General features: G+C 46.1%; 13 protein-coding genes and 1 riboswitch. Of the genes, 7 read left to right on the top strand and 6 right to left on the bottom strand.

Features of this window, described 5'->3' with window-relative positions; genetic code table 11:
- Positions 1-61 precede the first annotated feature (61 nt).
- On the top strand, positions 62-1135 hold the full coding sequence (gene prfA, locus NFI80_RS16940) for a peptide chain release factor 1 (protein ID WP_233794869.1): 1074 nt from the start codon (positions 62-64) through the stop codon (positions 1133-1135).
- A 206-nt stretch (positions 1136-1341) separates the two neighbouring features.
- Here the strand turns inward: prfA and NFI80_RS16945 are convergent, their stop codons facing one another.
- Both NFI80_RS16945 and NFI80_RS16950 read right to left on the bottom strand, forming a co-directional pair.
- Positions 1342-1899, bottom strand: a complete 558-nt coding sequence (locus NFI80_RS16945; protein ID WP_235165324.1) for a thioredoxin family protein — start codon at positions 1897-1899, stop codon at positions 1342-1344.
- A gap of 65 nt (positions 1900-1964) precedes the next feature.
- Positions 1965-2903 carry a DMT family transporter gene (locus tag NFI80_RS16950; protein WP_252172069.1) on the bottom strand — a complete coding sequence of 313 codons (939 nt, stop codon included), beginning with the start codon at positions 2901-2903 and terminating at the stop codon, positions 1965-1967.
- An 83-nt stretch (positions 2904-2986) separates the two neighbouring features.
- A riboswitch (cobalamin riboswitch) is annotated at positions 2987-3187 on the top strand.
- A gap of 77 nt (positions 3188-3264) precedes the next feature.
- Between NFI80_RS16950 and NFI80_RS16955 the strand changes: the two genes are divergently transcribed.
- Both NFI80_RS16955 and NFI80_RS16960 read left to right on the top strand, forming a co-directional pair.
- Complete coding sequence (locus tag NFI80_RS16955) at positions 3265-5157, top strand: TonB-dependent receptor plug domain-containing protein (RefSeq protein WP_235165326.1); 1893 nt, start codon at positions 3265-3267, stop codon at positions 5155-5157.
- A 51-nt stretch (positions 5158-5208) separates the two neighbouring features.
- Positions 5209-6291: a YncE family protein gene (locus NFI80_RS16960; RefSeq protein ID WP_235165327.1), complete on the top strand. Its 1083-nt coding sequence runs from the start codon at positions 5209-5211 to the stop codon at positions 6289-6291.
- 75 nt (positions 6292-6366) lie between these two features.
- Here the strand turns inward: NFI80_RS16960 and NFI80_RS16965 are convergent, their stop codons facing one another.
- From NFI80_RS16965 to NFI80_RS16980, 4 genes are all read right to left on the bottom strand, one after another.
- On the bottom strand, positions 6367-7107 hold the full coding sequence (locus tag NFI80_RS16965; RefSeq protein ID WP_051350046.1) for a tetratricopeptide repeat protein: 741 nt from the start codon (positions 7105-7107) through the stop codon (positions 6367-6369).
- Between the two features lie 69 nt (positions 7108-7176).
- A complete protein-coding gene (locus NFI80_RS16970) occupies positions 7177-8514 on the bottom strand; it encodes a DEAD/DEAH box helicase (RefSeq protein WP_233794863.1) in 1338 nt (445 codons plus the stop codon).
- A gap of 24 nt (positions 8515-8538) precedes the next feature.
- Positions 8539-11181 carry a valine--tRNA ligase gene (locus tag NFI80_RS16975; protein ID WP_235165328.1) on the bottom strand — a complete coding sequence of 881 codons (2643 nt, stop codon included), beginning with the start codon at positions 11179-11181 and terminating at the stop codon, positions 8539-8541.
- A gap of 77 nt (positions 11182-11258) precedes the next feature.
- Complete coding sequence (locus NFI80_RS16980; protein ID WP_235165329.1) at positions 11259-13085, bottom strand: sensor histidine kinase; 1827 nt, start codon at positions 13083-13085, stop codon at positions 11259-11261.
- Positions 13086-13256: 171 nt separating this feature from the next.
- On the opposite strand from NFI80_RS16980, the gene NFI80_RS16985 reads away from it, so the two are divergent.
- The 4 genes from NFI80_RS16985 (at position 13257) to NFI80_RS17000 (ending at position 19077) form a co-directional block, all read left to right on the top strand.
- Positions 13257-14060, top strand: a complete 804-nt coding sequence (locus NFI80_RS16985; protein WP_235165330.1) for a T9SS type A sorting domain-containing protein — start codon at positions 13257-13259, stop codon at positions 14058-14060.
- Positions 14061-14216: 156 nt separating this feature from the next.
- Positions 14217-14798: an adenylate kinase gene (locus NFI80_RS16990; protein ID WP_235165331.1), complete on the top strand. Its 582-nt coding sequence runs from the start codon at positions 14217-14219 to the stop codon at positions 14796-14798.
- 20 nt (positions 14799-14818) lie between these two features.
- Positions 14819-15826 (top strand): GTPase ObgE, encoded by a 1008-nt coding sequence (obgE, locus tag NFI80_RS16995; protein WP_026629364.1) that lies wholly within the window; start codon positions 14819-14821, stop codon positions 15824-15826.
- Between the two features lie 74 nt (positions 15827-15900).
- Positions 15901-19077 carry a T9SS type A sorting domain-containing protein gene (locus tag NFI80_RS17000; RefSeq protein ID WP_235165332.1) on the top strand — a complete coding sequence of 1059 codons (3177 nt, stop codon included), beginning with the start codon at positions 15901-15903 and terminating at the stop codon, positions 19075-19077.
- The last annotated feature ends 103 nt before the right edge of the window (positions 19078-19180 follow it).

The raw sequence follows: 19180 nt of genomic DNA on the forward strand, positions 1-19180 counted from the left end.
ATTTATCTAAAATGCGTATCTTTGTGCCCCGAATGCGTGGTGCCAAAGATATTCAATAAAGATGATCGATAAATTAGAAGCCATAAAAGAACGTTTCGAAGAAGTTTCGCAACAAATTATACAACCGGAAATCGTTTCGGACTCTGCCCGTTATTCCAAAATAAGCAAAGAATATAAGGATCTGGGAAAGATCGTGGAGCAGTATGCCCTTTATTTAAAATTGCAAAAAGACATAGCCGGAACCAAAGAACTCATCTCGACCGAAAAGGATGAAGAGCTTCGGGAAATGGCAAAAGAAGAACTGGACGACCTGACCCCGAAATTGGAGCAGCTCGAACAGGCGATCAAGGAGCTGCTTATTCCAAAAGATCCTAATGATAGCCGCAACATTATTCTCGAAGTCCGCGGCGGAACCGGTGGCGATGAAGCTGCGATATTTGCGGGCGATATGTTCAGAATGTATCAGCGATTTTTTGAAAAAATGGGCTGGCGTTCTTCTATCATGGATTTTACCGAAGGCACCAACGGCGGATATAAAGAGATTATCTGTAAAGTTGAAGGTGAGGACGTTTACGGGAAAATGAAGTTTGAATCGGGCGTACACCGCGTTCAGCGCGTTCCGCAAACTGAATCGCAGGGTCGCATCCATACATCGGCCGCCTCCGTGGCTGTGCTGCCAGAAGCAGAGGAAGTGGATGTTCAGATTAATATGAATGATGTCCGCGTAGATACATTTCAATCGTCAGGTGCTGGTGGACAGTCGGTTAACACCACTTATTCCGCGGTTCGTCTGACACACATTCCATCCGGATTGGTGGTAAGCTGCCAGGATGAGCGTTCACAGTTGAAAAATAAGGACCGCGCATTGAGTGTTTTGCGTTCGAGGCTGTACGAGATTAAACTAAAAGAGCATAACGACGCCATCAGCTCGCAAAGAAAATCAATGGTGGGAAGCGGTGACCGCTCCGATAAGATCCGCACCTACAATTACCCGCAAAGCCGCATTACCGATCACCGCATTGGCTACACAGTTTACAATCTTCCCGCAGTTATGGAAGGTGACATCGGAGAATTTATCGAAAGACTACGCATCGCAGAGAACGCAGAGCGCATGCAGGAGGGAGAGACGGTTTAGATTAATGCGTCCCTCCAGAGTCGACATGCAAAATCCCAGAGGGATGACATATTGGTAGAAAATCGGACCGCCACCCATTTAAAATCCCGGAGGGATGCAACAACTTACATGTCGTTACATCCCTCCGGGATTTTAAATGGTGGTTATAATGAATTTTCTACCAATATAGCATCGCTCCGCGATTTTGGTTCTGCATAAATAAGATATTACTTACCCGCAAACAACTCATTGTAAGTCTTCGATTTATAAGTATCGAAGGCTTCTTTTTTGTGGTAATCTTCTCCTATGAATGTGATTACCTGGTGGAATTCTTTGGGTTTCATGTAGCCGGGCAAAGGCTGGATCATGTTGAATTTATCGTCCAGGAAAACGGTGGTTGGGTAACTGGGTTGGTTGTTGGTAAGAGCTAATGCGAGTTGATGTACACCGCGCCCGCCTTCGGAGAGAAATTCAAATTTTTTGTCTCCTAATGTGATGGCTTTTTTCTGTTCTGCATCGAGCTTGACGGCGTAGTATTTGTGGTTGACGTACTCAACAACTGCTTTATTTTTGAATGTCTCGCGGTCCATCACTTTGCACCATCCGCACCAATCAGTATATACATCGATCAAAACCTTGCGGGGCTCTTGCTGAATTTTAGCGTAGGCTTCTTCAATTGTTAACCATTGAATGCCTTCCGCGGGCCTGTTTTTGTCGGATCTGAAACCCGAGGCCACTGTTAGGATGGCCAAAAATAGAAAAAATGATGCAGCTGATCTTTTCATAACTTCATTTGATTTCAATGAATGAACAAATTTCACGGTGGAATAATTGTGCTTAATGGCTGACTTTATTCCGGATCGGCTGCCATAGCGGGCTTTCTTTTTGCCAGCGAAACCATAACTCCTCCTCCTACGATCAGCAACATGCCTGCGAACATAGAGAATGAAGGAATGGCCTCTCCCATGAAAAAACCGATCAGAACGGAGAACAGAATATTGGAATAACCAATGGCAGCAACGCGCCCGGCTTTGTCAAATGTGAAGGATTGCGTCAGCATTCTCTGACCCATTAGCGCCGTCAGTCCGAGCGCCAGAAAGCCAAGCCATTGCGAAATGTGAGTTGGCCAGGTGAATGTGCCAATCAGGAAATCCAGATTTTCCATAGGATAGTAAGTCCCGACGAGCATGGAAATAATGGGCATCACAATGCCGCTCAACATAAAAGAAAGAATGATGGCGCGTGAGTCATAAACAACACCTAACTGCCTGATTGACAAATAAGAAATTGCTGTTAACAATGCATTGCCAAGCCCTAAGGCATTGTCCCGCAGCGAAATGGAAAGGTCGGGCCGGAAAACGAACAGGATGCCGGTAAAGCCAACAAAAATAGCTGCCCACTCACGGGAATTGAGCGTTTCGCCGATCAGCAGCCAGGATAGCAATGCGAGGAAAATGGGATAAGTGTATTGGTATGTGGAGGCGCGGCCAAGCCCCAACGTTTGTATCGCATAAAAAAGCATATACAACGACAATGTGCCCACAACGCCGCGGAAAATAAGCAGCCCCAGCTTGCCTCCCTGCTGCCTTACAGGACGTCGCCAAATGCTGGTGACTACAAACACAACCCCAACAATGTTCCGGAAAAATACAAGCTGTACAATGTGGAAATCACGGCCGAGCCACTTGGAAATTGCGGAGGTGAGGGAAAAGAAAAATGCAGCACCGAGCATCAGATAAATGCCTTTTTGCGAAGAAGTTGCAGTCGGATTTTGAGCAGGAGCAGCCAACAATGATCAGGATTTTGGTCAAAGATAAAGCATATCATACAGAAGATAAAGGATATGTTACCGCGTCGGAAATCCCGCCAATTCACTACCTTTGCACCTTTGGCGCTGAAAGCTGCTTCAATGCGGCATGAAGGCTTAATAGGGAATTCCGTTGAACCGGAAGCTGTCCCCGCAACTGTGAGTCTGTTTATATTGATCCAATCCCCTATGCCACTGTTCCTCGAACGGGAAGGCCACGGACCAAAAAGACGAGCCAGGAGACCTGCCAGAAGCTGATCTATCAAATTTTGTTTTCGGAGGAAAAACAAAGCTGATAACGCTACATATTTGACACCAGGTGATTATTGACCGGAAGTTTTTTTTGGCTTTGACCATTGCCACATGGCTTTTCCGTCCGGAAATGCTCGTTGCACAGTCGGATAGCATTCGTTTGGAACCTATTATCGTAAAGGGTTTTGTTCCTGAAAAATTCATGAGCGGGCTCAAAATCCAAAAGTTCGATTCGGCGTCTCTGAATCTTTTCCGCTTCCAGAATATCAGCGAGCTGCTTTCACTTTACACGCCGATTGCATTTAAAAATTACGGCCCCGGTCAGCTTAATACGGCCTCTTTCCGCGGAACGTCGGCTAACCATACCGCTGTGTTATGGAATGGTTTGAACATTAATTCTCCTATCCTTGGCCAGACAGATTATTCAACCATCCCAGTTACCGGTTTTGATCAGCTTTCTGTCCAATATGGCTCTGCTGCCAGCATTGTAGGCAGTGATGCCGTGGGTGGAAGTATTTTGCTGGGAAGCGCTCCATCGACCCAGCCTTTGCAGCTTTCAATCGGTCGGCAGCAGGAAAGTTTCAACAACCACCAGACCCAGGTTACAGCCCGCTATGCGGCGGTGATCAGTGATCAGTGGAGCTTTTCAGGCAAGACAAATGTGTATGACGGTCGTATGAACAACGATTTTCCATACACCGAGCGAAATCAATATACTGTTTTGCCATCCACTTCTTTCCAGCGCGGTCTGGTGCAGGATTTGTTTTTCAATTCAAAAAATGATCATCAGATTTCGGCGCATGTATGGCTAACCCGTAACCGGCTCACGTTAACACCGGAAGACAAAGCTGGCCGCGAACTGACCTTAACGGAGGCTTACAGGACCATGTTACGTTATCAATTTAAAGACTTCACAATCCGCACTTCGTGGGTGAGAGACATTATTGATTATGCCAAAGGTGATTATAGTCAGCTGGACCATGCGGTAACAGACAAGTTTTCAAACCGTGTTGAACGCGATTTTCAATTCAATGCAATTCAGATTAAAGCAGGAGGCGAATGGGCACATTACCGAGCCCAGGTCGCTGGCTATGATAAAGCATTGGTGACAGAAAACAGAGGTGACATTTTTCTGTTAACGCGCTGGCAGGCCACCGCCCGACTGGTCATTTCTGCGAATTTAAGGCAGGCATTTGTAACTAAATTTGATCCGCCATTCACGCCTTCATTAGGAGCAGACTATTTTATAGTCCAAAAAGAAACCCATAATCTGAAATTAAAAGGCTCAATAGGAAGAAGTTACCGCGTGCCTACATTGAATGAACGCTTCTGGAAAGAACTCGGAAACCCGGATATCAGGCCGGAAAACGGGTGGAACAAAGAAGTTAGCCTCGAACAAAACATTGTTATCGATGCTAACCAAACATTTTCAGCTTCCCTGACGGCATATCACAACCGCATTAAGGACTGGACTTATTGGAATCCTACGCAAAGTTACCGTGTAGAAAACTTGCAGCAAGTGCTCGCGCGTGGAATTGAAGCGCAGGCTGGGTGGCGGCATCAGATAAATGACTGGAAATCAGGCATCAACCTAGGGTATGCGCTAAATAAAAGTGCTCAGGAAAAAGCTTATGATGCCTATTCCTCGGATATTATCGGCAAGCAGCTTGTATTTGTGCCGATGCATTCAGGAAATTTGAATGCATTTATCCAATATAAAAATACGAGGCTCACAGGTCAGGCGCAGACGATCAGCAAGCGTTTTAGCACATTTGATAATACGCAATTTTTAGAAGGATATACGCTCACAAATTTGCTGGCAGAACATACTTTTGTCTGGGATAAAATAAAAATGCGGTTGCAGGGACAGATCAATAATCTGGCAAACACGTTTTATCTAAATGTAAGAAACAATGCAATGCCTGGCAGAAGCTTTGCATTAAGTTTAATTTTAATTTATGACCCGCCACATTCCGCAAAGTAATGTTTTACAAGAGGTTATGTGGCAAAAACTTTACAACTAATAAAGCAAAAAATGAAAAAACAGTTATTCAGATTAGCATCTCTTACCTCTTTGTCTCTTTTCGCATGGTCGTGTAACCAAAGCGACCCGGCTCCGAAGGGTGATTATATCCAGGGTGTATTTGTGGTGAATGAAGGGAATTTCTCTCAAAATAACGGAGCGATCTCGTTCTTTACGAGAGAACAAACCACTGCGGAGATTGACATTTTCAACACGGCAAACGGAACTACATTGAAAGGCGGCGTGCAGGATTATGTGGCCCTGGACGCAACCGGGATCATTCTTGTGGACAATATGTCTGCCGGCCAGGATAAGGTTGAGATTGTCAACAGCAACACTTTCCAGAGAATTGCGACCATTGGCGCTCCGGAAATTGAGAATCCACGGGAAGTGGTTTTTGGGACCAACAACAAAGCATATGTGTCTTGCTGGGGAACCAATGCCGATTTCAAATTCACGACCGGTTATGTAGCTGTCGTTGATTTAGTTACCAATAAAGTGGTTGACCAAATCGAGATCACATCGGGCGGGCCGGAAAATCTGGTTTTGAATAACGGCAAGTTGTTTGTGGGAAAGGTTTCCTATGGTGGGGGCACAACATTGACGGTGATCAATACGACCACAAACGCAATTGATAAATCAATTTCATTTGAAAACGCACCAAACCCGATCGGGATTGATGCGGATGGAAAACTTTGGGTAAATGATGGCATTAAGGTCATTAAAATGAACCCTGATTCTTACAATGCAGACGCTACATTGTCATTGGGAAGCGATGCGACCAAATCTGCATCCAACTTTGCTTTCAGCCCGGATAAGAGAACGGTTTTCTTTGTTCTGTCATACTTTGATGCTGCCGGCGAACATGGAGGAACTTATAAATTCGGCATCAGCGATGCGCAGGTGAATGTTACGACGCCATTAATCAAGAGAATTTTCACAGGTCTGGCAGTTGACCCTACGCAAGGGCTTTTGTATGCAGGTGTAACGCCTTCGTTCGCGCAGGCAGGTTATGCGCTCCGTTACCGCGCAGACGGATCACTTGTTGATTCAGTAAAAGTGAATGTTGCGCCAACAGGCTTCTTCTTCAAATAACAGAAGGCATATTCATCACAAACGAAAAAAGTCTCCTTCGCGGGAGACTTTTTTTATGTATATCAAATTGAAAACCTATTTGAAGAAACCTTGCGGATCCGGCTTCCTGGCTTTTAAAAGCTCCACAAAATCAAGGTTCATCTGGTTAAAATCGAGCGATCTTCCTTTATGCAAATGCTCCCACGATTTATCAAGATCATTGAGATTGTAATGTAACAAAGCCAGGTTGTATTGGCCTAATGCATAAGTAGAATCTATTGCAGTTGCCCTGTTAAGCAGTTCGGCCGCTTCATCCAGTTCTTCCTTTCGGCTTGTTATCGCGTACAATTTCAGATCAACGGTTGACAAATCGACAAGCAGCGGCACATTTTCACCCTGCAAACCAATTCCCCGGCTTAGCATTCTTTTGGCCTCCACCCAGTTTTCGCGCTGGTAGGAAATAACGCCCAGGCCCCAATATGCTTCCACATTTTTATCATTGAGTAAATGCGCGAGATTGAAGCGATAGCAAGCGGTATCCAATGCTCCTTCCTGCAAATATTCCCAGGCACGTGCGGTAAAAAAGCTGCTCGCCTCAGCGCGACTTGTAAATGACTTGTCGCATTCACTCAAAAAACGGATTTCCTCGTCAATCTGATCAGAAGTTTTGCTTACTTCCCCAAAAAGCGGGAGCACGCGTCTTTCTTTTAAATCTAAGGGCTTTTTTTGGGCAAGGTTCGTATCTGTATTCGGTCCGGCACTCGCGAGATGGGTGTTTTGTGCAAGGCCAAATACTGGGATAAGAATAGCAAGCCAAATAACAACGGACTCTTTCATAGGTGACTTTAATAGAGAAACAGGTTTTCTATTGTCCAAGTTAAACGGTTTTATCTAAATAGTATTGCATTATTTCCGTTTACTTCTTCCGGACGAATTACGACGGTTTGACCCTCCTTTATTGGGTTGTTTCTGCGCCGGGCGATACGTTTTTTTCTTCTCGTGAAAGGCTCCCAAAAACGTCGGATCTTCCTTTCTTTTTTGGTTATCTATCTCCCTCAGCATGTCCTGGCGTTCTGTAACGGGCGTTGAAGCGACTTCCAGATCCTCAGGCAACTCCATCCGCGGGATTTCCATGCGGATCATTTTTTCGATTTTCCGGATGTGATATTCGTCGGCCATGGTCATGAATGTGATGGCCTGTCCAATGCGGTTTGCACGGCCCGTTCTGCCGATCCGGTGCACGTAATCTTCGTAAATCAGCGGAACGTCGAAATTGATGACGTGGCTTACTTCCGTGATATCAATGCCCCGGGCTACCACGTCCGTTGCCACCATTACGCGCACGGAACCTTCTTTAAATGCTTCCATTGCATTGGTCCGCGTGTTCTGTCCTTTGTTGGCATGGATTACTTTCAATTCATCCTCGCGCACCACCCTATCGAGCAGATTCTGATGGACCAATCCGGCCACTTCCCGGCTCCTCGTAAAAATCAAGACACGGTTGAATGCTTCCCGATCTTTCAGTAAATGGGTCAAAAGATTGATTTTCGTGCGAAAATTGGGCAATTCGTAAATGGATTGGGAAACCATTTCGGCCGTTGTGGCCTGAGGTGTTACTTCAATGCGCGTTGGGAATTCGAGAAATTCGAAGGACAGCCTTTCCACTTTATCCGAGAATGTGGCTGAAAAAAGCATATTCTGCCTTTTTGTGGGAATGATTTCGAGCAATTTCCGGATCTGCGGCATGAAGCCCATGTCCATCATTTTGTCGGCTTCGTCCAGGATCATCACATTCAGATGCTTGACAATGACCTCTTCCTGAAAATAAAGATCCATGAACCTGCCGGGCGTGGCCACAATGATGTCAACGCCTTTCCGTATCGCCTCGATCTGTGCCTTGGCTCCTACTCCACCGAAAAGCACAACTGTACGGATATCGGTGTATTTGCTCAGCTGCGCGATGGCTTCTGAAATTTGCATGGCCAGCTCGCGCGTAGGAGCCATAATTAATGCCCGGGCGTGCTCGCCCTGGGCATATTTAATCCGCATTAAGAGCGGCAATGTATAAGCGGCGGTTTTGCCTGTGCCTGTTTGGGCTATGCCCAGAATGTCCTGTCCGGATAAAGCGAGCGGGATGGCCTGTTCCTGGATGGGCGTCGGCTCGGTGTATCCCGCTTCTTCAATGGCATTGAGTAATTGACGGTTAAGCTTGAATTGCTCAAATTTGTTTTGCGTAGTCTGCATCGCGCAAAGGTACGAAAACTACCACTAACCCAACCTTGCAAGCGCTTCTTTCAATGTTTCCAGCTTGGCTTCGGCATCCGCCTGCTTCTGGCGTTCCTTCTCCACAATGTCGCCTTTTGCATTTTGGACAAAGCGTTCGTTGGATAATTTCTTAATCACCGAATCCAGAAACCCCTGCGTGTAATCCAATTCGCGTTGCAGGTTTTCACGCTCCGTTTCCACATCGAGCTCATCCGCCAGGCTTACAAAAAACTCATCCGATTTCACCCGGAAGGCAGTTCCTTCACCTTCGTCAGTCACATAGCCAATGTTCTCAACATTCGCCAGTTTTAGTATTAATGGCTCTAATCCCGAGTAACGCGCCTGGTTATCCGTGCGTATAGCCAGTGGAAGCGCAATTTTTGGACTGATATTCTTTGCATTTCTTAAATTCCGGATCGAAGATATCACTTCAAAAAGCACTTCAAAATCATTCAGCAGTGACTGATCAATGTTGCCAGCTTGCGGGAATGGAGCTATGCAAATGGAATCCTTTTCTTTTCTTTCAATAATATTCTGCCAGATTTCTTCTGAAATAAATGGCATGAACGGATGCAAAAGGCGCATTAACCGGTCGAAAAATTCCAATGTTGCATCGTAAGTCTGCTTATCGATCGGCTGCTCGAAGCCAGGCTTGATCATTTCCAGATATTGCGCGCAGAAATCATCCCAGATCAGTTTATAAACCGAGTTAAGGGCATCCGAAATGCGGAATTTGGAGAAATGATCCTGCACTTCCAGAATGGTCTGGTTCAGTTTACTTTCAAACCATTGGATCGCCAGTTGCGAACCCGCGGGCGCTGGCAAGCTGTCGGAAACCTGGAAACCTTCAACCAAACGGAACGCATTCCATATTTTATTACCAAAATTCCTTCCTTGCTCAACCAACTTATCATCATAAGGAAGGTCATTGCCTGCCTGTGAGCTGAAAAGCATGCCCGTACGAATGCTATCAGCGCCATATTGGTTGATGAGATCGATCGGATCGGGCGAGTTACCGAGTGATTTCGACATTTTTCGCCCTTGCTTATCCCGTACAATTCCTGTGAGATAAACATTCTTAAACGGATACTGTCCTTTGTATTCATATCCCGCAATGATCATCCGCGCCACCCAGAAAAAGAGAATTTCGGGTGCAGTAACAAGATCATTGGTAGGATAATAATAGTTAATGTCTGCATTATCCGGCTCCTTAATGCCGTTGAAAACAGTAATCGGCCACAGCCAGGCTGAAAACCAGGTGTCCAAAACATCCGGGTCCTGCTCAATGTCCTCTTCTGTCAATGCGAATAACTGATATTCATGCTGCGCCTTATGCAATGCATCGCGCTTGGATTTTGCTATAATGGTCGTTCCGTCTTTCAAATAATAAGCCGGAATGCGGTGGCCCCACCAAAGCTGACGGCTGATATTCCAATCATGAACATTCTCCATCCAGTGCCGATACGTGTTCTTGAACTTGGCAGGAATCAGCTGCACCGTGTCATTCATGACATTTTCCAGTGCAGGCTTGCTGATTTTATCCATTTTTAAAAACCACTGCTCCGAAAGCCGCGGCTCGATCACCGAATTGGTCCGCTCGGAATGGCCTACATTGGATTTGTATTCTTCTGTTTTAACAAGATTACCCGATTCTTCGAGCAGCTTAATGATCTTTTTACGTGCTACGAAGCGATCTTCACCAACCAGAATCTGCGCCTTCTCATTCAATGTGCCATCTTCATTGAGCAGATCGATAACCGGCAGATCGTGTCTTTTGCCCAACACATAATCGTTCGCATCGTGCGCAGGCGTCACTTTCAGACAGCCAGTTCCGAATTCCATCTCCACATATTCGTCGGCAATGATCGGAATGGTGCGGTTGATCAGCGGGATAGCAACTTGTTTCCCTATTAAATGCTTGTAACGCTCGTCGTGCGGGTTTACACAAATGGCGACGTCAGCCATAATGGTTTCCGGACGCGTGGTGGCAATAATGATCGCTTCGTCCGTAAGCGCTTCGCCGATTTCATCTACAAGGGGATATTTCAGGTAAACCAATTTTTGATTCACCTCCTTCATGATCACTTCTTCATCCGAGACCGTCGTCCGTGCCTGCGGGTCCCAGTTCACCATGCGGTGACCGCGGTAAATGTCTCCTTTATTATAGAGGTCAATAAAAACGTCGATAACCGAATCGTACAAATCAGGCTCCATCGTGAAGCGCGTGCGGTCCCAGTCGCAGGAAGCGCCCAGCTTACGCAATTGTTGGAGGATGATGCCGCCATATTTGTGCGTCCATTCCCAGCAATATTCTAAAAACTCGTCGCGGGTTAGGTCACGTTTGTTGATACCGCGTTCTTTGAGCATCGCAACCACTTTGGCTTCCGTTGCAATGGAAGCATGGTCGGTTCCAGGCACCCAGCAGGCTTCTTTGCCTTCCATACGGGCTTTCCGGATCAGAATATCCTGTATTGTATTATTGAGCATATGCCCCATATGCAGCACGCCCGTTACATTTGGGGGAGGAATTACGATTGAGTAAGGTTCCTTATCAGGATTTGGTTTTGAATTGAAGAACTTGTTTTCAATCCAGTAGGAATACCATTTATCCTCTATTTCCTGGGGGGCATATGTTTTGGAAATCATTGTATAATCTGAAATTTCCCGCAAACCGCGGTTGGTCATCTAAAAAGATGGCAAGTTAGGCGTTGCCGACGAAATTTCTAAACTAATTGTTCCTCTTTGCTAATGGGCAGCCAGACTGTAAATGTGCTTCCTTCGCCTGGTTTGCTTTGCACGTGAACGGTTCCATCATGCGCTTCCACCATCTTTTTAACATAGCTCAATCCGAGTCCGAAACCCTTCACATCATGCACATTACCGGTGGGAATGCGGTAGAATGTATCAAAAATGCGGTGCTGCTGTTCCCGGCCCATGCCAATCCCGCTGTCGGAAATGGCAATGTTAATGCCATCGTTCTCATTCCAGGTCCTGATGCGGATGTGCAGTTTCTCAGGCGAGTATTTGATAACATTGTCAATCAGGTTATTAAGGACATTTGAAATGTGAATTTCATCGCCTGAAACCACTTCATGCGTCGCTTCGAAATCAAGATCGATCTCACCATCGCGCTGCTCGATCTGAACACTCTGCGCATTTAAAGCTTTACCGATCAGGTCGTGCACATCCGCCTGGCTGATCTTTAATTTAACATGTCCTTTATCAAGAAGCGCCATTTGCAACACTTTTTCGACATGCGTTCCCAGTCTTTTATTTTCTTCCTTAATGATGCCCAGATACCGGTCGAGCCTCGAACCGATTGCGGCCTGCTGGATCGCGGACGAGTTTTCCTGCGCCATTTCCGCTGCCAATGCAATGGTTGAAATCGGCGTTTTGAACTCGTGGGTCATGTTATTGATAAAGTCATTTTTAATGTCGGAAAGCTTTTTCTGGCGCAAGATCGTAGTAACCGCCATGTAAAAGCAGGCCATAATAACGATTATCAAGATCCCCGAACCACCGAACATTACTCCCATATTGCTCAGAATGTACTTTTGCTGATCAGGGAAGTATACATATAAAGAATTAGGTGCATTAATTGTCTCACTAGGAAAAAGATCCGCTTTGTAAGACTTTTCTTCCCATTCCCTCGGCCTGAGGCTTGCCGTGGAAAAGATCAGGCTGTTGTCTGACCGGCCCCTCACGGCAAATTCGTAGGGTAGCGTGATGCCGCTTTCAACAAATTCCTTTTTTAATAATGTATCCAGCAAGAAACGGTTAACGCGCTGCTCAATAGGTCTTTTAGTATAAATAAAATCCTTCATCACCTCTTTCAGCAATGATGCCCGATCGGGTTCTGCGTCGCTGATCGCAGCATTAGTGCTTTTGCCATTTTTTCTTGACTCGGGAATAGCCACCTGGCGGTTTGCGATCCTTCTCTGAGATGAATCAGGATACATTCCATTGCCTGTCTGATATTTCTTGGCATCACTATCCTGCATTCCTCTGAATGCATTGCCTAAACGCCTTTCGTCGTCTAATCTTCTGCGCATGAATTCGTCAATCCCGGCTGCGCCATACTGCTGAGCCTGGAAAAATTCTTCCATAATCTGCTGCTGGTGCTCAACCATCACCCGGAAATTGGGGCTGAGCACATCCGTAGGAACGGCTTCGGTAATGATCTGATAGTGAATCTCCTCGCCGTTGGGTCCAATTGCGATCTCCATGCGGGGCTGTGTTCGCTGAGCGAGCTCACGGGCAGGTTTGGTTTTGGCCGCCGGCGTCTTTTTGATGGGCGTATGCCGCAGCTGGGTAATGCGGTTCAGCTTGCTTTTCTGTTGTTCGGTTTCAATCCTGCGTTGCAGCAGATACATCATTTCCTGCTTTTCGAGGCGATGCACCACTTGCTGTACAGATTCCGAAACCTTTTGGTTGAACTGCTCATTGCGGATTGCAATCGCCTCACGGATCCAATACCATTGAAATCCAATAAGGCCTATGAGCGCAATGCACATTAAGCCGACTATTATCTGAATTTTCCTCTTCGTCATAAATTTAAATTCTCCGGTGCAACGCGAACGCCGTATCCACCGACATTCTTGCTGAAAACAAATTTAACGCATCCGCCCGGGTCAATCTTGTTTTTAACAAAATTTAACACCCACTGGAAATCGCTTCTGATAATTTTGTAATTCATTCATACACATAACCTAATCTTACTTATGAGGACTTCTTTTTTAAACAAAATCATGTTGTCATTGCTGCTTACCGGCGCAACTGCAATGTTAGCACAGGCACAGGAAGATAAACCGGAAAAACCCGGAAAGGAGGAAAAGGCAACCATTCGAATCAAGGTTACCGGGGAAAAGGATGGCAAAACGGAGAGCAAGGAGCGGAGTTATCGCGTGGGCGCTATGACGGACGACGAACGGGATAAGTTTGTGGACAAAGTCTTGGACTCACTGGGTGTTGATAAAAAGAAAAATAACCAGATGGTTTCGGTGACCATTGATGACGGCGATGAGGATATGGTCGCGAAAAAGCGGCGTAAAGTGATCATTGACCACCGCGATGACCGGGAGCCGCTGGCTTACCATTGGAAAGGCGATTTTTCCAATGATTTTGAATTCAATACCGAGAATCTCAAAAAGCATATGCGGACTTTTGAAAACGAATGGAAACCAAAGACCAAAATGCTTATGCGTGATATGGAGCATTTTGGAAATGAAATGGGTGAATTCTGGAATAAGGAAGTCGTGAAACCGGCAAGTGTGCGTTCGCTGACTGCTTATACAAATAATCCTGATAATGGTGTCCTGAACCTTAAATTCGGCGTTCCGCAAAAAGGCGATGTGAGTGTAATTGTTACGGATACAAAAGGGAAAGAAGTCGGAAAGAAAGAAATCAAGGACTTTGAGGGTGAGTTTGTGGGGCAGGTTGAATTAAAGAAAAATACAAAAGGAACCGTTTTCGTAACCGTTGTCCAAAATGAAGACGGAGCCGTCAAACGGGTCGTTATTCCCTGATTTATTCTAAAAAATATTCCATGTCCTCCTGATTTTAAGCCATCAGGAGGATTTTTTATTGTAAAAATACTACTAACTATTAGGCTGGCATTTATTTAGAATTGTAAATTTGCCGAAAAACACCATTCCACCGCGACATCAATTTTTTTTGCAACTATGCTGAATCTTATACTGTTTGGCCCTCCGGGTGCAGGTAAAGGCACTCAAAGTGAAAATATTATTGCTAAATACAAACTGATACACCTTTCGACAGGTGATCTGCTGCGTTCAGAAATCCAGGCAGGATCAGAATTGGGCCTTCAAGCAAAAACATTGATGGATCAGGGCATTTTGGTTCCTGATGAGGTGGTGATCGGCATGATCGACAATAAGCTGAAAGAGCACCGGGATGCTGCCGGCTTTATCTTCGATGGATTCCCGCGGACTGTAAAGCAATCGGAGGCGCTTGACCAGCTTCTGGCCAGCTACAATGAAAGTATTTCTGTAATGATTGCACTTGTTGTAGACGATAATGAGCTGCTTGCTCGTTTGCTTAACCGTGGAAAGACTTCCGGCCGTCCTGATGACCAGAATGAAGAACTGATCAGCAAACGCATCCAGGAATATAACAGCAAAACCAAACCGGTTGCTGACTATTACCAGGAACAAGGCAAATTTGTCGCGATCGACGGAATTGGTGAGATTGATTTCATTTTTGAAGAAATTACCAAAGCAATTTCGACGGTTACCATTAAATAATTTACTCATTCACTATACACATGGCTTCCTCCAACTTTATTGATTACGTCAAAATTAATGTGCGCTCCGGTTCTGGTGGTGCGGGTTCACTGCATTTCAGAAGGGAAAAACACGTTGAAAAAGGCGGGCCGGACGGCGGCGACGGCGGACGCGGCGGTCACGTAATCCTGAAAGGGAATAGCCAGCTATGGACATTGCTCCACCTGAAATACACCAAGCACATCAAGGCCTTTGACGGAAAAGGCGGCGAAGGCGGAAGACGTTCAGGCTCGATCGGTAAGGACATTATCCTCGAGGTGCCGCTAGGCACCATCGCCAAAAATGCCGAAACCGGTGAACAACTTTTTGAAATTACGGAAGACGGTCAGGAAGTGATCTTGCTGAAAGGCGGTCGCGGTGGAATGGGTAACGACCATTTCAAATCAGCCACGAATCAGACTCCGCAACATGCGCAGACAGGAGAGGCTGGCCTCGAAGCCTGGATTATCCTGGAATTGAAGGTGTTAGCAGATGTCGGCCTGGTTGGTTTCCCAAATGCAGGCAAGTCCACATTGCTTTCCGTTGTTTCGGCTGCAAGGCCGGAAATCGCTGATTATCCTTTCACTACATTGGTGCCCAACCTGGGCGTAGTTTCTTACCGGGACTACAAATCCTTCGTGATGGCCGACATTCCCGGCATTATCGAAGGCGCATCACAAGGAAAAGGCCTTGGCTTGCGTTTTTTACGGCACATAGAAAGAAATTCCATCTTACTGTTCATGGTTCCGGCTGACAGTGAAGACATTAATGCCGAATACGAAACATTGCTCCAAGAGTTAAGAATATACAATCCTTCCCTTCTCGATAAGAGTCGCATTCTCGCGATCTCAAAAACTGACGTTCTTTCCGAAGAGGAACGCGCCGATTTAAAATCACAAATTCCAGCATCCATACCCAGTATTTTCATTTCTGCAATTACCCAAGAAGGAATTGAACAATTGAAAGATCAGATATGGAACCTCATCAATTTGCCGTTGTCCGTAAAATAATATTTTCTTGAAACAGGCAACCAATTGATGCAATTTGTGTGTCTAAGGAGTTATTCTAATGAATTATATTACTCATGAAGCACTATCTACCATACTTGTTCTGGGTAGGATTAATCTTTCTTTCGTTCACCTCTTCTGCACAAGTAAACATTGACTTTCCAACAGATCGAGCTGTCTTTCAACGGGGTAAGGGCAATCAAGCCAACATTTACATTTCAGGCACATACACTAAAATCACTACACGCATTGACGCGCGGCTAGAAGCCATCAACGGGCAAGGGATCTCCACTGACTGGAAAGAAATTTCGAACAATCCGCAGGGTGGCTTGTACACAGGCGCCATCGAAGGGACGGGAGGCTGGTATACACTTTATGTACGCGCTTTCAATGGCGACCAGCAGCTCGGTGAACCTGCCCGGATAGACCATGTAGGCATAGGAGAAGTGTTTATTATTGCTGGCCAGTCCAATGCAGAAGGTTTCGAACATTTCGGTTCCCAAGGTGCGCAGGACGACCGTGTAAGCACCGTAAACAGGCTCTATAATCAGCCTTTTCCTGAGACTTATGACCGCCATCCGCAATTTAGCCACTTAGATGCCGAGACAAAGATCAGCCCCCGTGGACAGTCTGCATGGAGTTGGGGAAGGCTTGGTGATCAGCTTGTTAACAAACTCCAGGTGCCCGTTTTATTTTTCAATGTAGCCTGGACAGGAACTGCTGTCCGGAACTGGAAAGAGAGTATAGATGGGCCGACGCAATCGGTGTATGCGCCAGTTAACTTTGAACCCTTCGGGATGCCCTATGGAAACATGCGTAATGTTATTCAACGCTTGACGCCGATTACCGGGTTGAGAGGCATTCTCTGGCAACAAGGCGAGTCTGATAATGTTACACCAACAACAACTACTGATTCCTATTTCAACGATCTAAAAAAAGTGATTGAAACCAGCAGAAACGATGCTGGTGAAAACATTTCGTGGGTTGTATCAATTACTTCTTACGATAACCGGCTCGGAGCAACTTCCCGTGTTACGGACGGACAGCAACGGGTTATCAATAATGTCCCTAACGTATTCCAGGGACCGAACACGGATTTGCTCCAAATCCCACGTCCGGCAGAAGGTGAAGGCGTTCACTTCAAGGATGACGGGCTGAGGCAGCTGGGCGATGCCTGGGCGCAGCAACTGAACGATAACTTTTTTGCAAATTCAAACCCATACCAAGGCGTTAGACCGTTAAGGGTAAGCGCATCCTGCGCTGGCAATGGTAACCTCAACCTGGAGGCCGACAATGTTGGTCTTTCCCAATTCAGCTGGAGCAATGGTTCGAATTCAAGCAATACCCAGGTTGGAAACGGCACGCATAGCGTTAGCGCCCGCGATGGAAAAGGACGTTATATTTTCTCTCCGAATATCAGGATCAATGACAACATTCAACCTAATAAGCCGATTATACAGCTTGAAGGAAGCAATCCGGTTTGCCTAGGAAATACGGCAACATTGATATCCAACACTTCTGAAAACATCAGATGGAGCAATGGCTCCACCAGCGATCGCGTGCCTGTGACCACAGGTGGAGAATATTTTGTTACAACCAGGAATTTTTATGGCTGCGAATCGACGTCCGACAAGATTACAATGACGGTCTCTACTTCGCCCTTGCCACCAAAACCAAAGATCGCGGCCTCGGGCGTGCTCGAATTCTGTGACGGCGGCGAAGTAAGCCTTACTTCCGACTCAAAGTTGAAAAATGCCTGGTCAAACGGCGGAAACACATCGACCATTGTCGTAAAATCTTCCGGTGAATATCGGGTAAGAGCATTGGATGAAGTTGGGTGCTATTCCCCTGATTCTGACCCCGTTAATGTTAAGGTTAATGCATTACCGCAAAAGCCTGTGGTTGCTTTGAGCGGCAACACTACTTTTTGCCAGGGTGAGAATTTGATCATGACTTCCAACTACGATAGCGGGAACATATGGAGCACAGCCGCAACTTCAAAAGCGATTACGGTAACTGCCTCAGGCACATTCTCTTTGAAACAGCGTGATTCCAATGGCTGTGAATCAACTTCGGACGAGATAGCGGTGAAAGTAAATGCTCTTCCTGCAACACCAGCCATCACTGCTCTTCGTCCAACCACATTCTGCCTCCGGGATTATACGACATTAAGAAGCAGCGAAGCGTTCTCTTATGTGTGGAGCAACGGCGAAACCGGCAGGGAAATCGAGATCCGCAATTCCGGTAATTTTACAATTGCTGCGAAAGATGAAAACGGCTGTGTTTCTCCGGTGTCACCCGTGGTAAGGGTTGTAGCAAACGTTCTTCCTGAAACGCCAACAATCCGCGCCGACGGCCCTACGGTTTTCTGCGCAGACCTTAGCGTTAATTTGCAATCCTCACCGGCGGCGGCGTTCCTATGGAGCAATGGCGCTTCGACACAATCATTGAAAGTGACCACGCCCGGAACATTCTCCGTGCAAACGATCAACGAGTTCCAATGCTTTTCTGATCCTAGTAACCAGATCACAACAGAAACACTTGCCCTGCCGCCAGCTCCGAATATTGCTGCGGAAGGTGCCACCACTTTCTGCGACGGTGACTTTGTGGTGCTGAAGGCAACATTAGGAAATACATTCTTTTGGAACACCCTGGAAGAAGGCGAAAGCATTCAGGCAGATACAACGGGCAGCTATGCCGCCAGGGTCCGGGATGAAAAAGGCTGTTACTCACCATTCTCGAGATCAATCCAGGTGGATGTAAAGCCTACGCCTACGCGGCCGACCATTAAGCAGATCGGTGTGTTTACGTTGCTGGCAGAAAACAATTTAAATTCAGGAGATCACGTCTGGAAGCTTAACGGACAGGAACTGACCGAAAACGGAACAACATTGAAAGCGATCCAGTCGGGAACTTATGTAGTTAATAATACGGTGGTTTACAGCCCGACATTGACTTGTTTTTCAGATTTTTCTGATCGCTTCAGTTTTATTGCAGACACCCGGAATCCAGGTTTCGTTACTTATCCAAACCCGGTTGTCGACGGCAAGATCACTATTGAAACATTACAAAACCTGAATAACGCCGAAGTTCAGATCATCGACAGCCGCGGGGTTATTCACAGAACCTTCACAGTAAAGAAATTTGACAGTCAGCAATTCTTTAATATCCAGGGCTTATCAAGTGGTTTGTACGTGGTGCGGATTGTTTCGGTGGCGTTTACTGCATCCCAAAAGCTGATTATCGTTCAGTAAACGGTCGTAGCGCCAGTGATGTAATCAAAAAAACGGAATAGTGATATTTTAGCAAAAATAATCATTTACATTTGTGACCGTTTTGTAATGGCGCACACGCCGA

The sequence above is a fragment of the Dyadobacter chenhuakuii genome (assembly GCF_023821985.2).
Lineage (GTDB): Bacteria > Bacteroidota > Bacteroidia > Cytophagales > Spirosomataceae > Dyadobacter > Dyadobacter chenhuakuii.

Coding starts and splice junctions, on each gene's coding strand:
- prfA (WP_233794869.1), top strand. CDS start 62: ATGATCGATAAATTAGAAGCCATAAAAGAACGTTTCGAAGAAGTTTCG.
- NFI80_RS16945 (WP_235165324.1), bottom strand. CDS start 1,899: ATGAAAAGATCAGCTGCATCATTTTTTCTATTTTTGGCCATCCTAACA.
- NFI80_RS16960 (WP_235165327.1), top strand. CDS start 5,209: ATGAAAAAACAGTTATTCAGATTAGCATCTCTTACCTCTTTGTCTCTT.
- NFI80_RS16965 (WP_051350046.1), bottom strand. CDS start 7,107: ATGAAAGAGTCCGTTGTTATTTGGCTTGCTATTCTTATCCCAGTATTT.
- NFI80_RS16970 (WP_233794863.1), bottom strand. CDS start 8,514: ATGCAGACTACGCAAAACAAATTTGAGCAATTCAAGCTTAACCGTCAA.
- NFI80_RS16975 (WP_235165328.1), bottom strand. CDS start 11,181: ATGATTTCCAAAACATATGCCCCCCAGGAAATAGAGGATAAATGGTAT.
- NFI80_RS16980 (WP_235165329.1), bottom strand. CDS start 13,085: ATGACGAAGAGGAAAATTCAGATAATAGTCGGCTTAATGTGCATTGCG.
- NFI80_RS16985 (WP_235165330.1), top strand. CDS start 13,257: ATGAGGACTTCTTTTTTAAACAAAATCATGTTGTCATTGCTGCTTACC.
- NFI80_RS16990 (WP_235165331.1), top strand. CDS start 14,217: ATGCTGAATCTTATACTGTTTGGCCCTCCGGGTGCAGGTAAAGGCACT.
- obgE (WP_026629364.1), top strand. CDS start 14,819: ATGGCTTCCTCCAACTTTATTGATTACGTCAAAATTAATGTGCGCTCC.
- NFI80_RS17000 (WP_235165332.1), top strand. CDS start 15,901: ATGAAGCACTATCTACCATACTTGTTCTGGGTAGGATTAATCTTTCTT.